Here is a 16,352-nt window from a genome sequence, read left to right as displayed (position 1 = left end):
CTCGCCGTCCCGCCATGGTCTCCAAGACCGGATGCAGGGCATCAGTTTTCGGCCCTGCCGTATCCCTCCTCCCGAGACGCCACGGGACTCCCCCGCTTTCACGCGTCCCGGGACTCTACGGTTATGGATGGCTCGTGGACAATGAGTTCTCCCACAAGCTCAGGGCCGCCGGCAGGGGATACGCCCAGGGGCGCCTGCAACCCGCCAATAAATGATCTTGATCGATTCCCCGCTGCCACCCTCAGCCGATACGATCTGGGTGGACTTTTGACGTGTAAATCGAACGTGCGTCGGAATACGTGCAAGTCGGTTCGGGAGCAGAGCGGGGACGGTGTATGCGGGAAGGCCGCTGGGAAACGGTCACGGATTCCGAGTTCCCGCATGAGCGTCGTGGTCTTGAAGCCATCCGCACGGAACTTCCGGACAACGATCCCTGGCGCGCCTGGTCGAACTTCACGTTCACCGCACACACCGGGCATGTCCGGGAAGTGGATCTGCTGGTGATCGCTCCCGGCGGTGTCTTCCTGATCGAGCTGAAGGACTGGCACGGCTCCGTGGAGTCCCGGAACGGGACCTGGCTGCAGACCCAGCCCGGCGGGCGGCAGATCACCCACGGCAACCCTCTGCACCTGGCGAACAAAAAGGCCAAGGAGCTGGCAGGGCTGCTGGACCCCGAGCTGAACGGTGAGCGGGTGTGGGTCTCGGAGGCGGTCTGTTTCACCGACTCCTCATTGAAGGTCCGGCTCCCGGCCCATGACCAGCACGGTGTCCATACCGTTTCCCAGCTCGTCAATGCCTTGAAGGAGCCTCCGCACTTCGAGCAGCGGCGGATCGACGCCCCGCGGTCGCGAAGGATCGCGGCCGCGCTGGGCCGGGTCGGCATCGCGCGCAGTGACGCCGAGTACAAGGTTGGCCCCTATCTGTTGCACCGGAAGTCGTTCGACTCCGGTCCCACATGGGCGGACTATCTGGCCCAGCACAGCGATCTACCGGAGGCCGCCCGGATCCGGGTCTATCTGCGCGAGCGCGGCTCCGACGCCGGGCTGCGGGCCTCGGTGGAGCATGCGGCTCGTCGTGAGGCCGCGGTGCTGCGGCGCTTCCGGCACCCGGGTGTGGTGCAGCTGAAGCAGTACGACCCGTCCGGGCATTCCGCAGGCCCTGCGCTGATCTTCGACTACGACCCGAGGACGCTGCGGCTGGACGAGTATCTGGCGCAGTACGGGGAGAAGCTGGACATCCTCAGCCGGATGGCGCTGGTGCGTCAGCTGGCGGAGACCGTGCGTTCGGCGCACGGAAGGCGTATCTATCACCGGACCCTGGCGGCGCGTGCGATCCATCTGATGCCGCGCGGCCGGGGCGGGGCGGCGGGTTCGGACAGTGAGGACGCGGGCTGGCTCAGTCCGTACGTGCAGATCTCCGACTGGCAGGTCGCCGTTCAGCGCGGTTCCGAACACAGCGGCCGCAATGCCGGAGACCGGCTCGCGCCGACGTCGTTCTCGCGGGCCGGGGCGCACATCGCCGAGGGCTCGGACCCGTACCTCGCTCCCGAACTGACCGCGCTCAAGGCCGATCCGGTCGCCCTGGATGTGTACGGGCTCGGTGTACTCACCTACCTCCTGGCCACCGGTAAGGCGCCCGCGGCCAGCCAGGCCGAACTGCTGGCCCGTTTCGAAGCGGGCGAGGGCCTGCGGCCGAGCGCGGTGGTCGACGGTCTTTCGGAGTACATCGACGAGCTGGTGCAGGCGGCCACCGCCTACAGCGTCGCCGACCGGCTGTCATCGGTGGATGACTTCCTGGAGATGTTGGAGGTCGTCGAGGAGGAACTGACCGAGCCGGCTCCCGCCGCCGAGCCCGTGCCGGTTGCCATCCCCGAGAAGGACCCGCTGGAGGCAGTCGCAGGCGATGTGCTCGCGGGCCGCTGGGAGGTACGGCGCCGACTGGGTACGGGGTCGACGAGCCGTGCGTTCCTGGTACGGGATCTCTCCGCCGGCTCCGAGGTCCGGTTCTCGAAGTCGCTCGCGGTACTGAAGGTGGCGCTCTCCGACAGCAGGAATGACGTGCTGACCCGCGAGGCCGAGGTCATGAGCCGGCTGCGCCCCGACTCCCGCATCATCCGCCTGATCGAACCGACGCCCCAGCGCATCGGAAATCGCACGGTCCTGGTCATGGAGTACGTGGGTGACGAGCGTGCGGCCGACGCCGAACCCGCAGCGCCCGGCACGACGAGGAATCGGCGGCGCGAAGAAACCGTCGCCCGCCAGCTGCGCGAGTTCGGCCGCCTGTCCGTGGACCAGCTGGAGGCCTACGGGGACTACCTGTTCGGCGCGGTGGACTTCCTCGAAGGGGAGGGGGTCTGGCATCGGGACATCAAGCCGGACAACATCGCGATCCGTATCCGCCCGAACCGCACCCGTGAGCTGGTGCTGATCGACTTCTCGCTCGCCGGGTATCCGGTGCAGGAGACGGGCGCGGGCACGGATGGCTACCTGGACCCGTTCATCGGCACGCTCACGGAACGTTCGGTGTACGACGCGCATGCGGAGCGGTACGCCGTGGCGGCCACCCTCCATGAGATGGCTTCGCGCGAGCTGCCGGTATGGGGCGAGGGCCGTGTGTCCGCGCGCCAGACCGACCCGAAGAAGGAGCCGTACCCGAAGATCGCGGTGGATGGTTTCGATCCGGCGGTGAAGGACGGTCTGCTGGCCTTCTTCCGTCAGGCCCTGCATCGGGACGCGTCGCAGCGTTTCCGCGATCTCAAGCCGATGCGGGATGCCTGGAAGAAGATCTTCCTGGCGATGGACGAGGCCAAGCCCTCCTCCCGGCGCTCACGCCATGCGGTCGCGGCCGAAGTGGAAGCGGCGGCGCCGGCGGCAGATGCCGCGATCGCGGATGCCGAGGAGGAAACCGCCGCTCAGCAGCGTGACCGGCAGGCCTCCCAGGCCGACCGCTCGACGCCGGTATCGGCTTCGGGTCTGAGTCCGGCGGCGGAGTCGTTCGTCTATGGGCTGCGCGTCAATACGGTCGGAGAGCTGCTCGACCACAGCCAGCGACAGCTCGTGAACGCTCCCGGCCTCGGTGCGAAGACGCGCAAGGAAGTCCTGGGCCGGATCAAGGAATGGCGCCAACGACTCGCCGAACGCCCGGCCGCTCCCCTCACCCCCGAGGGCCGCAAGGAGGCGAAGGCCGAGCTTTCGGCGGCCGAGGCGGCGGTCGCAGGGGCCATGGTCGAGGCCGACGGCGGAGGTTCGCTCCCGGAGCGGGCACTGCGCAGCGTCAGCCTGGACACCTTGACCACAATCTTCGTGCCGGAGCTGAAGAAGGACGGGGCGAACCGCAACGAGTGCGAAATGGTCCGGCTGCTGCTGCGCCTGCCCAATGAGCACGGGGAACTGCCCACCGAGGTCGGCGTCTGGCCCAAGCAGAAGGACGTAGCGGATGCGCTGGGTCTGTCGGCCGGCCGTATCCCACAGATGCTGAAGACACAGCGCACCCGCTGGAAGAAACATCCGGCCGTGCGGGCATTGCGCGCCGAGATCCTGGAGCTGCTGCGTTCCATGGGTCGGCTGGCGTCGGCCGCGGAGATCGCGGACGCCCTGGCGGTGCGGCGCGGCACTCAGCTCCAGGAGCGTGAGCAGCGCCGGGCGCTGGCCCTGGCCGCGGTCCGTGCCGTTGTGGAGGTCGAGCAACTCGTCCCCCAGGAAGCCGAGTTCCAGCATGCACCGAACCGGGACGCGGCCGACGAGGGCATGGGTGCCGGACTGCTGGCTCTGGAGGTCGGTGCGGACGACGCACCGCAGACTCCGTCCGCGCCCGGTCTGCTGGACTACGCGCAGCGGCTGGGCCGGGTCGCGGACCGGCTCGCGAAGCTGGACACGCTGCCGACCGCGGCAACGGTTCTCGCCGAACTGAGCGCGATCAGCGCGCCGAGTGCGGTCGTGGAGTGGGACGAGCGCCGTCTGGTGGAGGTCGCGGCGGCAGCGGCGCGGAACGCGGCAGCCACACCCCGGCTGGAGATATATCCGCGGAATCTCCCGCTGGTACGGGCTCTGCGGCTGACCCAGGCCGGACTGGTCCGCCTCATCCCCGGCGTGGCGGAGGCCGACCAGCCCGGACTCACCGGCGCCGATGTGCACGAGCGGGTACGGGCGCGCTTCCCGGAACTGCTGAACGAGCGCGGAGGACATGCACTGCCGACCGGCGGCCGACTGACCAAGGCGTTGCAGGAGGCCGGATTCGACCTGGTCCTGTCCACCCGCGAACGCCCCCGCACGCTGCGATACCTGCCGCGACGGACGAACTTCGCGTCGAGCTTCCTGTCCTCGGACGGGAAGCGGCAGGCGACCGGCACGATCGCCGCGCGCCGCTACTCCGACGATCCCCCGCTCGCGGGCGCGGTCGCGGCCGAGGAACGTCTGCTGTCCTCGGCCCGGCGGGACGGTTTCCGCGTCCTTACCGTACGGACGGGTCTGGCACATCAGGCAGTGCGGGAGCTAGAGAGTGACCGGTTCGCCGCAAGGACGGTCTCGGTGACCGCACTGTTCCTCGACGCCCTTCATGAGTTGGTCGACGCCCGTCCGAAGCCGACCTGGGAGACGATCCTGCGGGCGGATGTGGCACCGCCCGGTTCGAGGGGCGCGATGAAGTTCGCCGAGTACGCGCGCACGGCATGGGGCGCGGTGGAACCCCGGGTAGGCGTGCTGCTGTCGACCCCGGGCCCCAAGGCGCCGGTGCTGCTCACGGACGCCGGGGTACTCGCCCGCTACGACGCCATGGGCATCCTGGAGCAGCTGGCCGATCGGGCGAGGAACGGCGGGTGTGGTCTGTGGCTGCTGTGCCCGCAGAGCGACCCGGCCCGCCCGCCTCGGTTGGGCGCGACGGCTGTTCCACATCAGGCGGGGCTGGGTGAATGGGTGGTCCTGCCGGACTCATGGGCGGCGAACGCCCACCGAGCAGACGAATTGAAACTGCAGGGCAGGCAAATCGCTCTGCCGACGACTACGGCTACGCCGACTGGGACAAGGGGAGAAGGCCAGAAGTGATCGACCGCACGGCGTTGAAAACGGACCTGATCAAGCAGGTCAAGGCGGTCGAGGTGGACCTCGGCAAGCAGGTCGCGGAGGGCGAGAAGGTCCTCAAGCCGCTGCGCACGGAGTACGCGAAGACGTGCAAGGCGGTCGCCCCGCCGGACGAGGCCCCGAAGTGGGATGCCTGGCTGTCGGACCGGCTGTCCGAACTTCCGGCGGAACGCGCGGATGCGGTACGGGCGGCGGAGGCGGTCGCGGGCCGGCTGCGGTCGGAGTACGACGAGGCTCGGGGCCTGGGTCGCACGGCGGCGACGTGGAACGCGTGGCTGGACGAGCGCGTCACGCAGGTCGCGGTGGCGTGGGTGCTGGGCACGGTGTTCGTCCGCTTCTGCGAGGACAACCGCCTGATCCCGGACCCGTACCTGACGGGCCCGGAGCAGGAGCGCCGCGACCTGGCGGAGGCCCGGTACGCCCAGTACGTGGAGGAAACCGAGGACCCCACGTACCGGGGCTGGCTGCTGCGCGCCTTCGACGAGCTGGGCGCCGGCCAGGCGGGCAAGCTGCTGTTCCGCCAGGACCGCAATCCGCTGTACCAGATCCCGTTGTCGCACGACGGGGCGCGGGCGCTGGTGGAGTTCTGGCGGGAGCGGCAGGAAGCCCAGGAGGGCGAGGGCTGCGAGAGCGGTGCGCTGGTCCTGGTCCACGACTTCACGGACCCGCTGAACGAGGACGGTACGGAGGGGTGGGACACCCGGTTCCTCGGCGACCTGTACCAGGACCTGTCGGAGGCGGCGCGGAAGACGTATGCGCTGCTCCAGACCCCGGAGTTCGTCGAGGAGTTCATCCTCGACCGGACGATGGACCCGGTGGTCCGGGAAATGGGCGGCCGGTTCAACGAGCTGAAGATGATCGACCCGACATGTGGCTCGGGCCACTTCGTGCTGGGTGCGTTCCGGCGGCTGGTGCGGCTGTCGGCGGAACGTCAGCCAGGACGCGATCGGCACGAGCGGGTGCGGGACGCGCTGAACTCGGTGCACGGCGTGGACATCAACCCGTTCGCGGTGGCCATCGCGCGGTTCCGGTTGCTGCTGGCGGCGATGGCTGCGGCGAATGTACGGACGCTGGCGGACGCGGGGCGGTATGACTGGCCGATCCACTTGGCGGTGGGCGATTCGCTGATCGAGGACCGGCAGCAGGAGCTTGAGCTGGTCAGCGTGGAGTCGGGGAAGCGGCTGGTTGATTTCGCTTATGCGACGGAGGACCTGGATGACTATCCGGGGATTTTGGAGCGGGGGCGGTATGACGTGGTGGTGGGGAACCCGCCCTACATCACAGTCAAGGATAAGAAGCTGAATGCACTGTACCGAGGACTGTACGCGTCTTGTGTAGGAAAGTATGCCCTGTCAGTCCCCTTCGCCGAACGATTCTTTCAACTAGCGAAGACTGGCGAGCCCAACGGGCGCGGGTACGGCATGGTGGGACAGATCACCGCAAACTCGTTCATGAAGCGCGAGTTTGGAACAAAGCTAATCGAAGAGTTCTTCGCACATAAGGTTGAACTGACCGAGGTAATTGACACGTCGGGGGCCTATATTCCAGGACATGGAACGCCGACCGTCATTTTGATGGGGCGCCGGCGATCTGGAAATGGCCGCACGGATACGATCCGGACAGTACGCAGCGTCCAGGGCGAACCAGGCGTCCCTGAAGACGGGGCACACGGATTGGTGTGGCGTGCGATCGTAGAGCAGATTGACACACCCGATTCAGTGAGCCAATGGGTTTCCGTGGGCGATCTTAATCGTGACCATTACTTTAAAAAGCAACCTTGGATCTTGACAGATGGTGGCCTGGAGTTGGTCCAGGGCCTGGAGAATTCTAGCCACGGAAAACTTAAGAATCTCCTGGCGCGGGACGTCGGTCCCGCGAGTTTCACCGGCCAGGACGATGCATTTTTCAGTAGCGCCGAAGCCCTGCGCAGGCAGCGCGTTCCAGAGGCCATCGCGAAGCCACTGATTGCTGGCGACACGGTTCGCGACTGGGATACTCATTGCGTTGTGACCGCAATCGCCCCCTACGACGACGACTTCAAACCCTTTCCGTACGCAAGTGCTGAGCCCTGGGCTCGCTTGCTGTGGACTACTCGCGAAGCCCTCCGCTCCACAACAGATTTCGATGGACGCACCAAGGGCGACATCGGTGGATCGTGGTGGACATGGTATCGATGGATCCCCGAACGCTATCAGTCTCCGCTCTCCATCACGTTCGCCTTCGTATCCACACACAACCATTTCGCACTGGATCGAGGGGGAAAGGTTTTCACTCGCACCGCCCCTGTAATGAAACTGCGTAGCGATGCAAGCGAAGAAGAGCATCAAGAACTGCTCGGCCTACTAAATAGCTCGACAGCCTGCCTCTGGATGAAACAGGTGAGTCACGATAAGGGAAATCGTGGTGGCGAACGAGGGACCGGACGATACGACTGGGAGAGTTTCTATGAATTCACTGGATCCATCATCCCGAATCTCCCTCTGCCCGCCACCCACCCCACTAAGCTCGCCGCAGCGATTGACTCCCTCGCTCAAAAGCTAGCTGTTACCGAACCTCACTCACTATCCGTCCCCGACACATCGACCCTCCGCGAAGCTAGCGTCGAGTGGCACTCCACGCGTGCCCAGATGATCGCCCTTCAGGAAGAGCTGGACTGGCAGGTCTACTCTCTCTATGAATTGCACTCCGAAGACCTGCGCGCGCCCGAATCCGAGGTCCCCGAACTCGCCCTAGGCGAGCGTGCCTTCGAGATTGTGCTCGCTCGACGCGTGGCGAAGGGCGAGGCATCCGGCGAGTGGTTCAAGCGGCACGGTTCCACGCCCATCACCGAGATGCCCGACCACTGGTCCGACGCCTACAAGGCCATCGTCCAGAAGCGCATCGATGTCATCGAGTCGTCGCGGGCCATCGGCATGGTGGAGCGGCCCGAGTACAAGCGTCGCTGGGCCACCGAGGGCTGGGACGTGCTTCAGGAGCGGGCCCTCAAGTCGTGGTTGCTCGACCGCATAGAGAACCGCGATCTCTGGTTCCAGGACGGGCAGCCGACCCTCCTCACTCGCACCCAGCTCACCAGCGCCCTCGCTCTCGACGAGGACTTCGTATCCGTCGCCGAGCTGTACGCGCCCCGCAAGGAGTTGGCGACCGTCGTCGCCGAACTCCTCGCGGACGAGCATGTACCGTTCCTACCTGCCCTCCGCTACAAGCCCTCCGGCTTGAAGAAGCGTGCCGACTGGGAGCACGTCTGGGAACTTCAGCGCGAGGAGGACGCAGCTCCGGACGAGCCGGCCAAGCGGAAGATTCGGGACAGCATCCCCGTACCGCCGAAGTACACCTCGGCCGACTTCCTCAAGCCCTCCTACTGGCGGGCGCGCGGCAAGTTGGACGTGCCGAAGGAGCGGTTCATCTCCTACGCGACGGGCGCGATCTCCGGCGTTCCCGACCTGTTCGGCTGGGCAGGCTGGGATCACCGGGAGCAGGCGCAGGCCCTGACCACGTACTTCACCAACGATGACGGGCTGTCCTCCGAGGAAATGGTCCCTCTCCTCGCGGGGCTTCTCGAACTCCAGCCCTGGCTCGGTCAGTGGCACAACGAGTTCGATCCGCTGTACAGCGGTACGCCCGCCGCCTTCTTCGCCGGTTACCGTTCCGCCCAGCAGGGCGAGCACGGACTGACCGATGACGATCTGCGCGCCTGGCGCCCCGCCCCGGCTGCTCGGCGTGGCCGCCGTCCGGCAGGCCACTGAGGGACCGAGATTCCGCGTGGACGGCGTGCAGGTCAGACCGACACGACCTGCACGTCGTACTGCGGAATCCAGCGGTTCCGGGTGACCAGCACCATCCCTTCGGCCTGCGCCTGCGCGATGAGTATCCGGTCGAAGGGATCGGTGTGCACCATCGGCAGCCGTCCTGCTCGTACTCCGTGCGCGGCCATGATGGGCAGGCTCCTGAACTGGAGATCACGTACCTGCTCGGCCAGGTCTCCAGGGCCCTCAAACTTGCCGAGAAACTGCTTGACGGTGATCTCCCACGGCGACACCGCGCTGACGTACACAGCGGGTTCGGTGTCCAGCAGTTCTTTGAGCGACGAGGTCAGCTGTGGCGAGTCGTCGAGCCACCACAGGACCACGCGCGTATCGAGCAGTAGACGCATCAGCGCATCCCCAGCGCCTCGGTCACCGAGGCCGGTGCGTCGTCGAAGTTGGCGGGGATGCGGATCCTGCCCCTCAACGCCCCCCGGCCCAGCCGCCGCACCGTCGGCCGTGGGGGCAACGCCCTCTCCGTCGGCCCACCCGCCCAGCTGATCACGACCACATCGCCGCCGACCATCTGCATCAGGGTTCCCAGGAATCGCGGCTTGGCGTGGTGGGAGTGGCGCCGACGGAACCTCTCCCATAGCGCCTTCACGATGAGACCGTCGGGCTGGTCATGTGTTGACACGGGCTCCCGGCAGGCTCTGCCACCCGTACGGTCAACGGCTCCGCAGCGTCCAACCGCAAGGCCGGGCCACCGTCGTCCAGGGCGATGATGACTGCCAGCCCTCCCGATGCGTACCGCTCGCTCCGGACCGAACGGACGGCGTGCCAGGCGCCCCAGGCACGTACGCACTGACCGGGCCGAACGGTTACCGCCGCGATCTCCACCTGTGTTGGTGCGGGGTCGATCCCGGGCGCCAGCAGTTCCGCCCATACCGTCTTGCCGATCCCGGCCCGGCGTTCGTCCACACCCCAGCGGTGGGCCAGGGCCTCGACGAGCAGGAGCCCCCGCCCGCCTTTGGTCAGTTCCCCCGGCCGCTGGACCTCCGGCCGGCCCGCCCCTGCATCGCTCACCTCCAGACGCAGCAGTTCGCCCCTTCCCCGGCACTCGATGCGTACGCCCACCAGCCGGTCCCCGGGGACGGGCACCCGTAGCGCGTTGGTCACCAGCTCCGATAGCACCAACTCGCCGTCTTCTGCGGCAGCTTGCTCGGACCGCCACTCCCCCAGCTTGGCTCGCAGCACTGCCCGCGCCTTGGGGACGCTGCTGCGGCAGCGAGAGAGCCTGAAGGTCACTTCGTTCGGTGCAGCCATGGCAACTCCAAGAAGGTCGACGTCCGGTCGGAATCCCCCGCAGGTAGGGGCAGTTCGCGTCGAGCGACGCCACCCCCGTACCCAGCACAATGGATGAGCCGCACGCCAATCTGCAACGTTGCCGACCGGCATAATGCTGTTTTTCCCTCTTTCGAGTAACCTCGCCTCCTCCGAGCCGTCACTTTGCTAAAGGTGTTCTCATGCCTGCGAAGCGCACCACCGCCACCCCATCAACCGTCCTTGGCCGCCAACTCGGCGATGAGCTACGCCGGTTGCGGGAGTCCGCCGGGCTTACCACCGCTCACGCGGCAGAGGCGCTCGACTGCACCAAGGGCAAGATCAGTCGCATCGAGAACGGCCGGGTCGCGGTACGGATGCCCGACCTGACAGCGATGCTGCACGCGTACGAGGTATCCGATCAGGAGATTCGCGATCGCCTGAGCATGCTGGCCCGCAAGGCCAACCGCAGGCGCAGGGAAGGGTGGTGGAACCAGTACGGGTCAGTCCTCGCCGACACATACCGGGACTACATCGCACTGGAAGCAATGGCGGGTTCGATCCGTACCTTTCAGGCGCAGCTCATCCCTGGCCTGCTGCAGACACCTGAGTACATCCGAGCCGTGACCGTGGCCTCCCGGCAGTGGGAGACAGCGGATGAAATCGACAAGTTTGTCCAAGTGCGCCTCGCCCGGCAAGAGCGCCTGGCGGATGAACAGCCGTTGCACCTGTGGGCCGTTCTCTCCGAGGCTGTACTTCTCCAGCAGGTTGGTGGCGCTACGGTCATGAACGCCCAGCTGGAACACCTGCTGGCCAGTTCTGAGAACCCCAACGTGACCGTCCAGGTGCTGCCGTTCTCCCGCGGAGCCCATGCGAGTATGTTCGGCCCGTACGTAGTGCTGGGATTTCCCGAGGATGGGGCGCTCGACGTGGTACTGGCAGATAACCCGTCGGGTTCCATGTGGCTGGAGCGAGAGGCGGATGTCTCCCGTTACCAAGACCTCTTCGACGCCGCGCGCACGTCTGCGCTCTCACCGACGGAGTCCCGCACTCTCATCCAACGCCGGGCCAAGGAGCACAGAGCATGAAGAGCGCACACCGCGGTACGCCGAACTTCTCGGGCGTGAAGTGGCGCGCCAGCACATACAGCGGTGGCAACAACGAGTGCCTTGAAGTCGCCGACAACATCCCCCACCTCATCCCCGTCCGCGACAGCAAGCGCCCCACCGGCCCCGTGATCACCTTCAGCCCCAACGCCTGGCGCACGTTCATCAGCGACCTGGGCTGACCGTCCACACCGAAGGGCAGGCGGCACCCGGGGCGGGCCGCCCAGGCCACCAGCAGCGCCCCGGGACCTGCCCCAACCACCACCGTGCCACCTGGTGGCACACCGCGCCACGACCCGCGTACCGTGGTCCCATGAGCGCTCAGCCAGAGATCACCCAGCGCGATCTCCGTAACCGATCCAAAGAGATCATGGACGCAGTCCAGGGCGGGCAGTCGTTCACCGTGACCCGGGACGGGCACCAGATCGGTGAGCTGATTCCGTTGCGGCGGCGACGCCGGTTCGTCCCGCGCGAGGAATTCGTCGGCATGTCCCGTACCGCCCCCGATATCTCGCTGGACGCCTTCCGTGCCGATCAGGACCGGACGGCCGAGCAGGGAACGGACGACCCCTATGCCCGCTGAGCCCGGCATGACGCCGTCGCCCGCCGCGTTCCGGCAGGGGCTGCTCGACACCGACATCATGATCCTTCGCAGGTGGATCGACCCCGCCGAGCTGCCCGCCGAGATGGCGATCAGCTCCATCACCCTGGCCGAGCTCTCCGCGGGGCCGCACGAGGTCCGGCGGAACGAGGAGCAGTCCGACTACGACGAGCACGCCGAGCGGGCCAGGAGGCTCGATGTGCTCCAGCGGGCGGAGAACGAGTTCGATCCCATCCCGTTCGGGGTGGAGGCCGCCCGCATCTACGGCAGGGTCTGCGCCGCCGTGATCGGCGTGGGACGCAAGCCGAGGCGTCGCATCGCGGATCTGATGATCGCGGCTGTCGCCGTCGCCGAGGAGCTTCCGTTGTTCACCACCAACCCGGACGACTTCAAGGGGCTGGACGGTCTCCTCACCGTGGTGCCGGTCACACGGCCCAAGGTTCTCCACGACCGGTGACGCGACAGCGGTAGCACCCAGCGGTGCGGGCGGGCCACGGAACACCGCCCCTGACCAGTCCCTCGTACCATGCATGTCCGAGGGAAAGACGGAATGGAACGGAAGCAGCAGACCTCATGGCCCCGAATGTGACCCAAGCCCCGCTCCTCCGCGACGTCATCGACATCAAGACGTCGATCTCCACCTCAGACTTCGTCCTGAAGCTCGCCGAGGCGGTCAGCGAGGAGGGCACGGCCCTCGCGCTGCGGGACTACGTCGTCACCGAGCGGCTGCTGGAGAACTTCGACGAGGCGCTCGGTCTGATCAAGGCAGCGCTCGACGGGCACACCTCGAAGGCCGCATATCTGCACGGTTCGTTCGGTTCCGGTAAGTCGCACTTCATGGCCGTGCTGCACGCTCTCCTGCGTGGCGACCAGGCGGCGCGGGCCCGTGCGGACTTCGATCCCGTACTCGGCAAGCACGAGTGGCTGGGCGGTGAGCGCAAGCGGTTCCTGCTGGTGCCGTACCACATGCTCGGGGCGAAGTCCCTGGAGCAGCGGGTGCTCGGTGGGTACGTCAGTCATGTCAAGGCGCTGCATCCGGGCGCGTCGACGCCGCAGGTGTACCGGACCGACTCCCTCTTCGAGGACATCCACTCGCACCGGCAGCGGATGGGGGACGAGAAGTTCATCGAGGGGCTCGCGGGTGCGGACGCGGACACCGGGTCCGGCGCCGCGGCTGACGATGACGACGACTGGGGCGAGCCGTTCGCCTGGACGTCGGAGCTGCTTTCCAAGGCGCTCGCCGCCGAGGAGCTGGACGGCGGCGAGGTCAGTCTGGACCTGGTCAATCCGAGTACGCCGGCCGAGCTGCGGGCCAAGCTGGTGCACGACGCGAGTGCCACCTGGTTCCCCGGGTTCGCCCGCAACGCGGCCGAGGACGAGCACGGTTTCATCTCGCTGGACGCCGGTCTCGCGGTGATCGCCGAGCATGCGAAGTCGCTCGGGTACCACGGGCTGATCCTCTTCATGGACGAGCTGATCTTGTGGCTCGCCAACCGGGTCCACGACCAGAAGTTCGTCTCCCGCGAGGCGGACAAGATCACGAACTTCGTGGAGGGTGCCGATTCCCGGCGGGCCGTCCCGATCGTCTCGTTCATCGCGCGCCAGCGTGATCTGCGCGAACTGGTCGGTGAGGAGATCTCCGGCGCCGCCGAAGCCGCCATCCAGGACAGTCTCCGGCTCGCCTCTGGCCGCTTCGACACGATCACGCTGGAGGACCGCAACCTTCCGCAGATCGCCCATGCCCGTCTCCTCAAACCGAAGGATGACGAGGCCGCCGCCAAGCTGGATGCCGCCTTCGCCAAGGTCAAGCGGGTCGGACCGCAGGTCTGGGACGTACTGCTGGGGTCGGACGAGGGGACGACGGGAGCGGACGAGGAGTCGTTCCGGCTGACGTATCCGTTCACGCCCGCGTTCATGGACACGCTCGTCCACATCTCCTCCGCGCTCCAGCGTTCCCGGACCGGTCTGAAGCTCATGGGCCAGCTTCTGGCCGATCACCGGGACGACGCGACGCTGGAGAATCTGATCCCGCTCGGCGATCTGTACCCGGTGATCGCGGACGGCGGCGACAAGCCGTTCGTGGACAGCCTGAAGGTGGAGTTCCAGGCCGCCGACAAGCTGTACCGCGCCAAGCTGCGGCCGCACCTCCTGGCCACGTACGAGATCACCGAGGAGGACATCGAGCGCTACCGGCACCGGCGCGACTCGGTGACCGATCCGCAGCTGGTCAACCGGTGCAGGGGCTTCATCGGTGACGACCGGCTCATGTGCACCCTGCTGCTGTCCGCCCTGGCACCGAGTGTGCCGGCGCTGCGGGACCTCACGATCCGGCGGCTCGGCGCGCTCAACCACGGGTCCGTGCTGTCGCCGATTCCCGGCGCCGAGGTCGGCGTCATCAAGGCGAAGGTCGACGAATGGGCGTCGCGCTTCGCCGAGATCAAGGCGACCGGCACCGGTGCCAACCCCGGTGTACGACTCGAACTGGCCGGGGTCGATGTCGACTCCGTGATCGCCAATGCCGATGTCAACAACAGTCGGCCCAACCGCCGCGCCCTCGCCAAACGACTGCTCGCCGAGGAACTGGGGCTACCGCTCCAGGAACGGCTGGTCGCGGACGAACTGCAGCTCGTCTGGCGCGGCTCGCACCGTGCGGTGGAAGTCGTCTTCGGTAATATCGCCGACCCCGACGACCTGCCCGACCACGAGTTCTCCCCCAGCCAGGACGGGCTGTGGCGGATGGTCATCGACCTGCCGTACGACGAGGGCGAGTACGGGCCCATCGAGGATGCCAACCGCATGCGCGATCTGCGCGCGCTGCCCGGTGTCCATCCTCGTACCGTTGCCTGGATCCCGACGCATCTGTCGGCCGCCCGGTTCAAGGACTTCCAGCGGCTGGTCGTCATCGACTACACGCTGGCCGACCAACAGCGCTTCGACACCCTGTACGCCCGGCATCTCAACGCCGACAACCGGGCCCGGGCCAAGGCGCTTCTCGAAGGGCAGCGCGAAGCGCTCAAGAAGACGGTGAAGGCCGCCTTCAAGCAGGCGTACGGCTGCGCGGAGAAGAAACCGACCGATGTCGATGTGTCGTTCGAGAACCACTTCGAGCCGCTGCCGAACGTGGCTGAGCTGCGGGTATCCGTCGGGATGACCCTGCACGCGGGGATCCGGCACGTCGCGGACAAGCTGCTGACGCACCAGTTCCCCGCCCATCCCGATCTGGACCCGCAGAACACTGGTACCGCCGTCCGGCCGGCCGATGCCCGGACCGTCTTCGGGCACATCAGGGCAGCCGCCGAGGCCGGTGACCGACAGGCCGAGATCCCGGCCAAGGACCGTGCGGTGATGCAGCGCGTCGCTGCTCCTCTCGGGCTCGGCCAGCAGAAGGAGGCGTACTTCCGGCTGTCGGGCCGCTGGGTGGACCACTTCGGGCTCCAGGCCCGTAACGAGGGCGGGCCGGGTGACCTGAGCGTCGTCCAGCTCACCGAGTGGCTGGACCGGCCCGAGCCGATGGGACTCGACCCCTTCCTCGCCAACCTGGTCATCGCGTCCTACGCGGAGATGGACGACCGGGTATGGGTGCAGGGCGGAGCGCTGTTGGACCCGGCACCCGAGCCGTCGGCGGTCAAGCCGCAGTACGCGCTGCGCTCGCAGCCCCTTCCGGAGGAGGAGGTCTGGGAAGAGGCAGGACGGCGTTTCTGGGAGATCTTCGGCGACCGGCCGCCGACGCTGCGCCGCGGCAGGATGGTCGGCCAGTTCGCCCGGCAGATCAGCCGCCAGGCGCACGCCTACCGAGGGCACGCGGGCGATCTCGTGCAGGGGCTGGAGCGGCGCTCCGTCGCACTCGGACTCGACGGGGCGGACGAATCCGGCAGGCTCGCGATCGCCCGGCGCTCGCGCGATCTGCTCGAAGAGCTGGTGGGTCTGGACCGTGGTGCGGCGAGCGGTTCGGCCAGTGCCAAGCAGATCATCACGGCTTTCGCCTCTTTCGACCTCGGCGAGGTGTCGGCAGGGCGGTACGGGGCTTCGATCAAGCAGGCCGAAACCGTGACCACCGCGCTGGTCGGAGCGGCCTGGGACATGTTCAAGCTCGCCCCGAAGTACGGTGCGCAGGGCCGGGCCGTACTCGAAGAGCTGCAGGGAGCCGCACAGGCCGATCAGCGCACCACGAAGCTGGAGGACGCGCTGCAGAACGCGCGCGACTCGATCGTTGCCGTCATCGACCGGAGTGACACGGAAAGCGTTCCGCCGGTGGGGCCCACTCCGACCACAGCGCCCACGGACAAGCCGCTCAGCACACCCAACGATGTCGACCTGAACACCGAGTTCAGCCGGCCTCCGGTGCCGACCACTCATCCGGCCACTGAGCGTGCGCCGAAGCGTTCGGGCGGTGGCCGGACCACTGCTGCGCGCGCGATCGCCGAACTCCAGGCAGAACTGGCGGGGCTGTCGGCGGCGGAACCCGACGCAACGATCGAGATCAGCTGGCGAGTCGTGGAATGAGGCA

10 protein-coding genes are annotated in these 16,352 nt (G+C 67.2%); 7 read left to right on the top strand and 3 right to left on the bottom strand.

The annotated features are described in order from the left end of the window. The first annotated feature begins 335 nt into the window (after positions 1 to 335). Together pglW and pglX are read left to right on the top strand one after the other, a co-directional pair. The gene (gene pglW / locus ACFC79_RS02695) at positions 336 to 5,039 is read left to right on the top strand and encodes a BREX system serine/threonine kinase PglW (protein WP_376234211.1); all 4,704 of its coding nucleotides are present in this window, start codon (positions 336 to 338) and stop codon (positions 5,037 to 5,039) included. After that, positions 5,036 to 8,818 (top strand): BREX-2 system adenine-specific DNA-methyltransferase PglX, encoded by a 3,783-nt coding sequence (gene pglX / locus ACFC79_RS02690; protein WP_376234208.1) that lies wholly within the window; start codon positions 5,036 to 5,038, stop codon positions 8,816 to 8,818. The genes pglW and pglX overlap by 4 nt, the downstream gene beginning before the upstream one ends. A 32-nt stretch (positions 8,819 to 8,850) precedes the next feature. Here the strand turns inward: pglX and ACFC79_RS02685 are convergent, their stop codons facing one another. From ACFC79_RS02685 to ACFC79_RS02675, 3 genes are read right to left on the bottom strand one after another with little or no spacing between them, the layout of a single operon-like run. Further along, positions 8,851 to 9,225 (bottom strand): type II toxin-antitoxin system VapC family toxin, encoded by a 375-nt coding sequence (locus ACFC79_RS02685; RefSeq protein ID WP_376234205.1) that lies wholly within the window; start codon positions 9,223 to 9,225, stop codon positions 8,851 to 8,853. Beyond that, on the bottom strand, positions 9,225 to 9,479 hold the full coding sequence (locus ACFC79_RS02680) for a prevent-host-death protein (protein ID WP_376234202.1): 255 nt from the start codon (positions 9,477 to 9,479) through the stop codon (positions 9,225 to 9,227). Before ACFC79_RS02680 ends, ACFC79_RS02685 begins: the two co-directional genes overlap by 1 nt. Beyond that, positions 9,476 to 10,141 (bottom strand): ATP-binding protein, encoded by a 666-nt coding sequence (locus ACFC79_RS02675; RefSeq protein WP_376234199.1) that lies wholly within the window; start codon positions 10,139 to 10,141, stop codon positions 9,476 to 9,478. The genes ACFC79_RS02680 and ACFC79_RS02675 overlap by 4 nt, the downstream gene beginning before the upstream one ends. Positions 10,142 to 10,341: 200 nt before the next feature. Here ACFC79_RS02675 and ACFC79_RS02670 point away from each other — a divergent pair, with 200 nt between their 5' ends. From ACFC79_RS02670 to ACFC79_RS02650, 5 genes are all read left to right on the top strand, one after another. Next, positions 10,342 to 11,226 (top strand): helix-turn-helix domain-containing protein, encoded by an 885-nt coding sequence (locus ACFC79_RS02670; RefSeq protein ID WP_376234196.1) that lies wholly within the window; start codon positions 10,342 to 10,344, stop codon positions 11,224 to 11,226. Then, on the top strand, positions 11,223 to 11,426 hold the full coding sequence (locus ACFC79_RS02665) for a DUF397 domain-containing protein (protein WP_376234193.1): 204 nt from the start codon (positions 11,223 to 11,225) through the stop codon (positions 11,424 to 11,426). Before ACFC79_RS02670 ends, ACFC79_RS02665 begins: the two co-directional genes overlap by 4 nt. A 131-nt stretch (positions 11,427 to 11,557) precedes the next feature. Then, positions 11,558 to 11,827 carry a type II toxin-antitoxin system Phd/YefM family antitoxin gene (locus tag ACFC79_RS02660; protein WP_376234190.1) on the top strand — a complete coding sequence of 90 codons (270 nt, stop codon included), beginning with the start codon at positions 11,558 to 11,560 and terminating at the stop codon, positions 11,825 to 11,827. Beyond that, positions 11,817 to 12,302, top strand: coding sequence for a type II toxin-antitoxin system VapC family toxin (locus ACFC79_RS02655; RefSeq protein ID WP_376234187.1), 486 nt, complete (start codon positions 11,817 to 11,819; stop codon positions 12,300 to 12,302). Before ACFC79_RS02660 ends, ACFC79_RS02655 begins: the two co-directional genes overlap by 11 nt. Before the next feature lie 116 nt (positions 12,303 to 12,418). Further along, complete coding sequence (locus ACFC79_RS02650) at positions 12,419 to 16,348, top strand: phage resistance protein (protein ID WP_376234184.1); 3,930 nt, start codon at positions 12,419 to 12,421, stop codon at positions 16,346 to 16,348. The last annotated feature ends 4 nt before the right edge of the window (positions 16,349 to 16,352 follow it).

Source organism: Streptomyces sp. NPDC056061 (assembly GCF_042266885.1).
Taxonomy (GTDB): domain Bacteria; phylum Actinomycetota; class Actinomycetes; order Streptomycetales; family Streptomycetaceae; genus Streptomyces.
This window is presented reverse-complemented; position numbering and strand designations above follow the sequence as displayed.

Coding starts and splice junctions, on each gene's coding strand:
- ACFC79_RS02665 (WP_376234193.1), top strand. CDS start 11,223: ATGAAGAGCGCACACCGCGGTACGCCGAACTTCTCGGGCGTGAAGTGG.
- ACFC79_RS02655 (WP_376234187.1), top strand. CDS start 11,817: ATGCCCGCTGAGCCCGGCATGACGCCGTCGCCCGCCGCGTTCCGGCAG.
- ACFC79_RS02650 (WP_376234184.1), top strand. CDS start 12,419: ATGGCCCCGAATGTGACCCAAGCCCCGCTCCTCCGCGACGTCATCGAC.
- ACFC79_RS02670 (WP_376234196.1), top strand. CDS start 10,342: ATGCCTGCGAAGCGCACCACCGCCACCCCATCAACCGTCCTTGGCCGC.
- pglW (WP_376234211.1), top strand. CDS start 336: ATGCGGGAAGGCCGCTGGGAAACGGTCACGGATTCCGAGTTCCCGCAT.
- ACFC79_RS02660 (WP_376234190.1), top strand. CDS start 11,558: ATGAGCGCTCAGCCAGAGATCACCCAGCGCGATCTCCGTAACCGATCC.
- ACFC79_RS02675 (WP_376234199.1), bottom strand. CDS start 10,141: ATGGCTGCACCGAACGAAGTGACCTTCAGGCTCTCTCGCTGCCGCAGC.
- ACFC79_RS02685 (WP_376234205.1), bottom strand. CDS start 9,225: ATGCGTCTACTGCTCGATACGCGCGTGGTCCTGTGGTGGCTCGACGAC.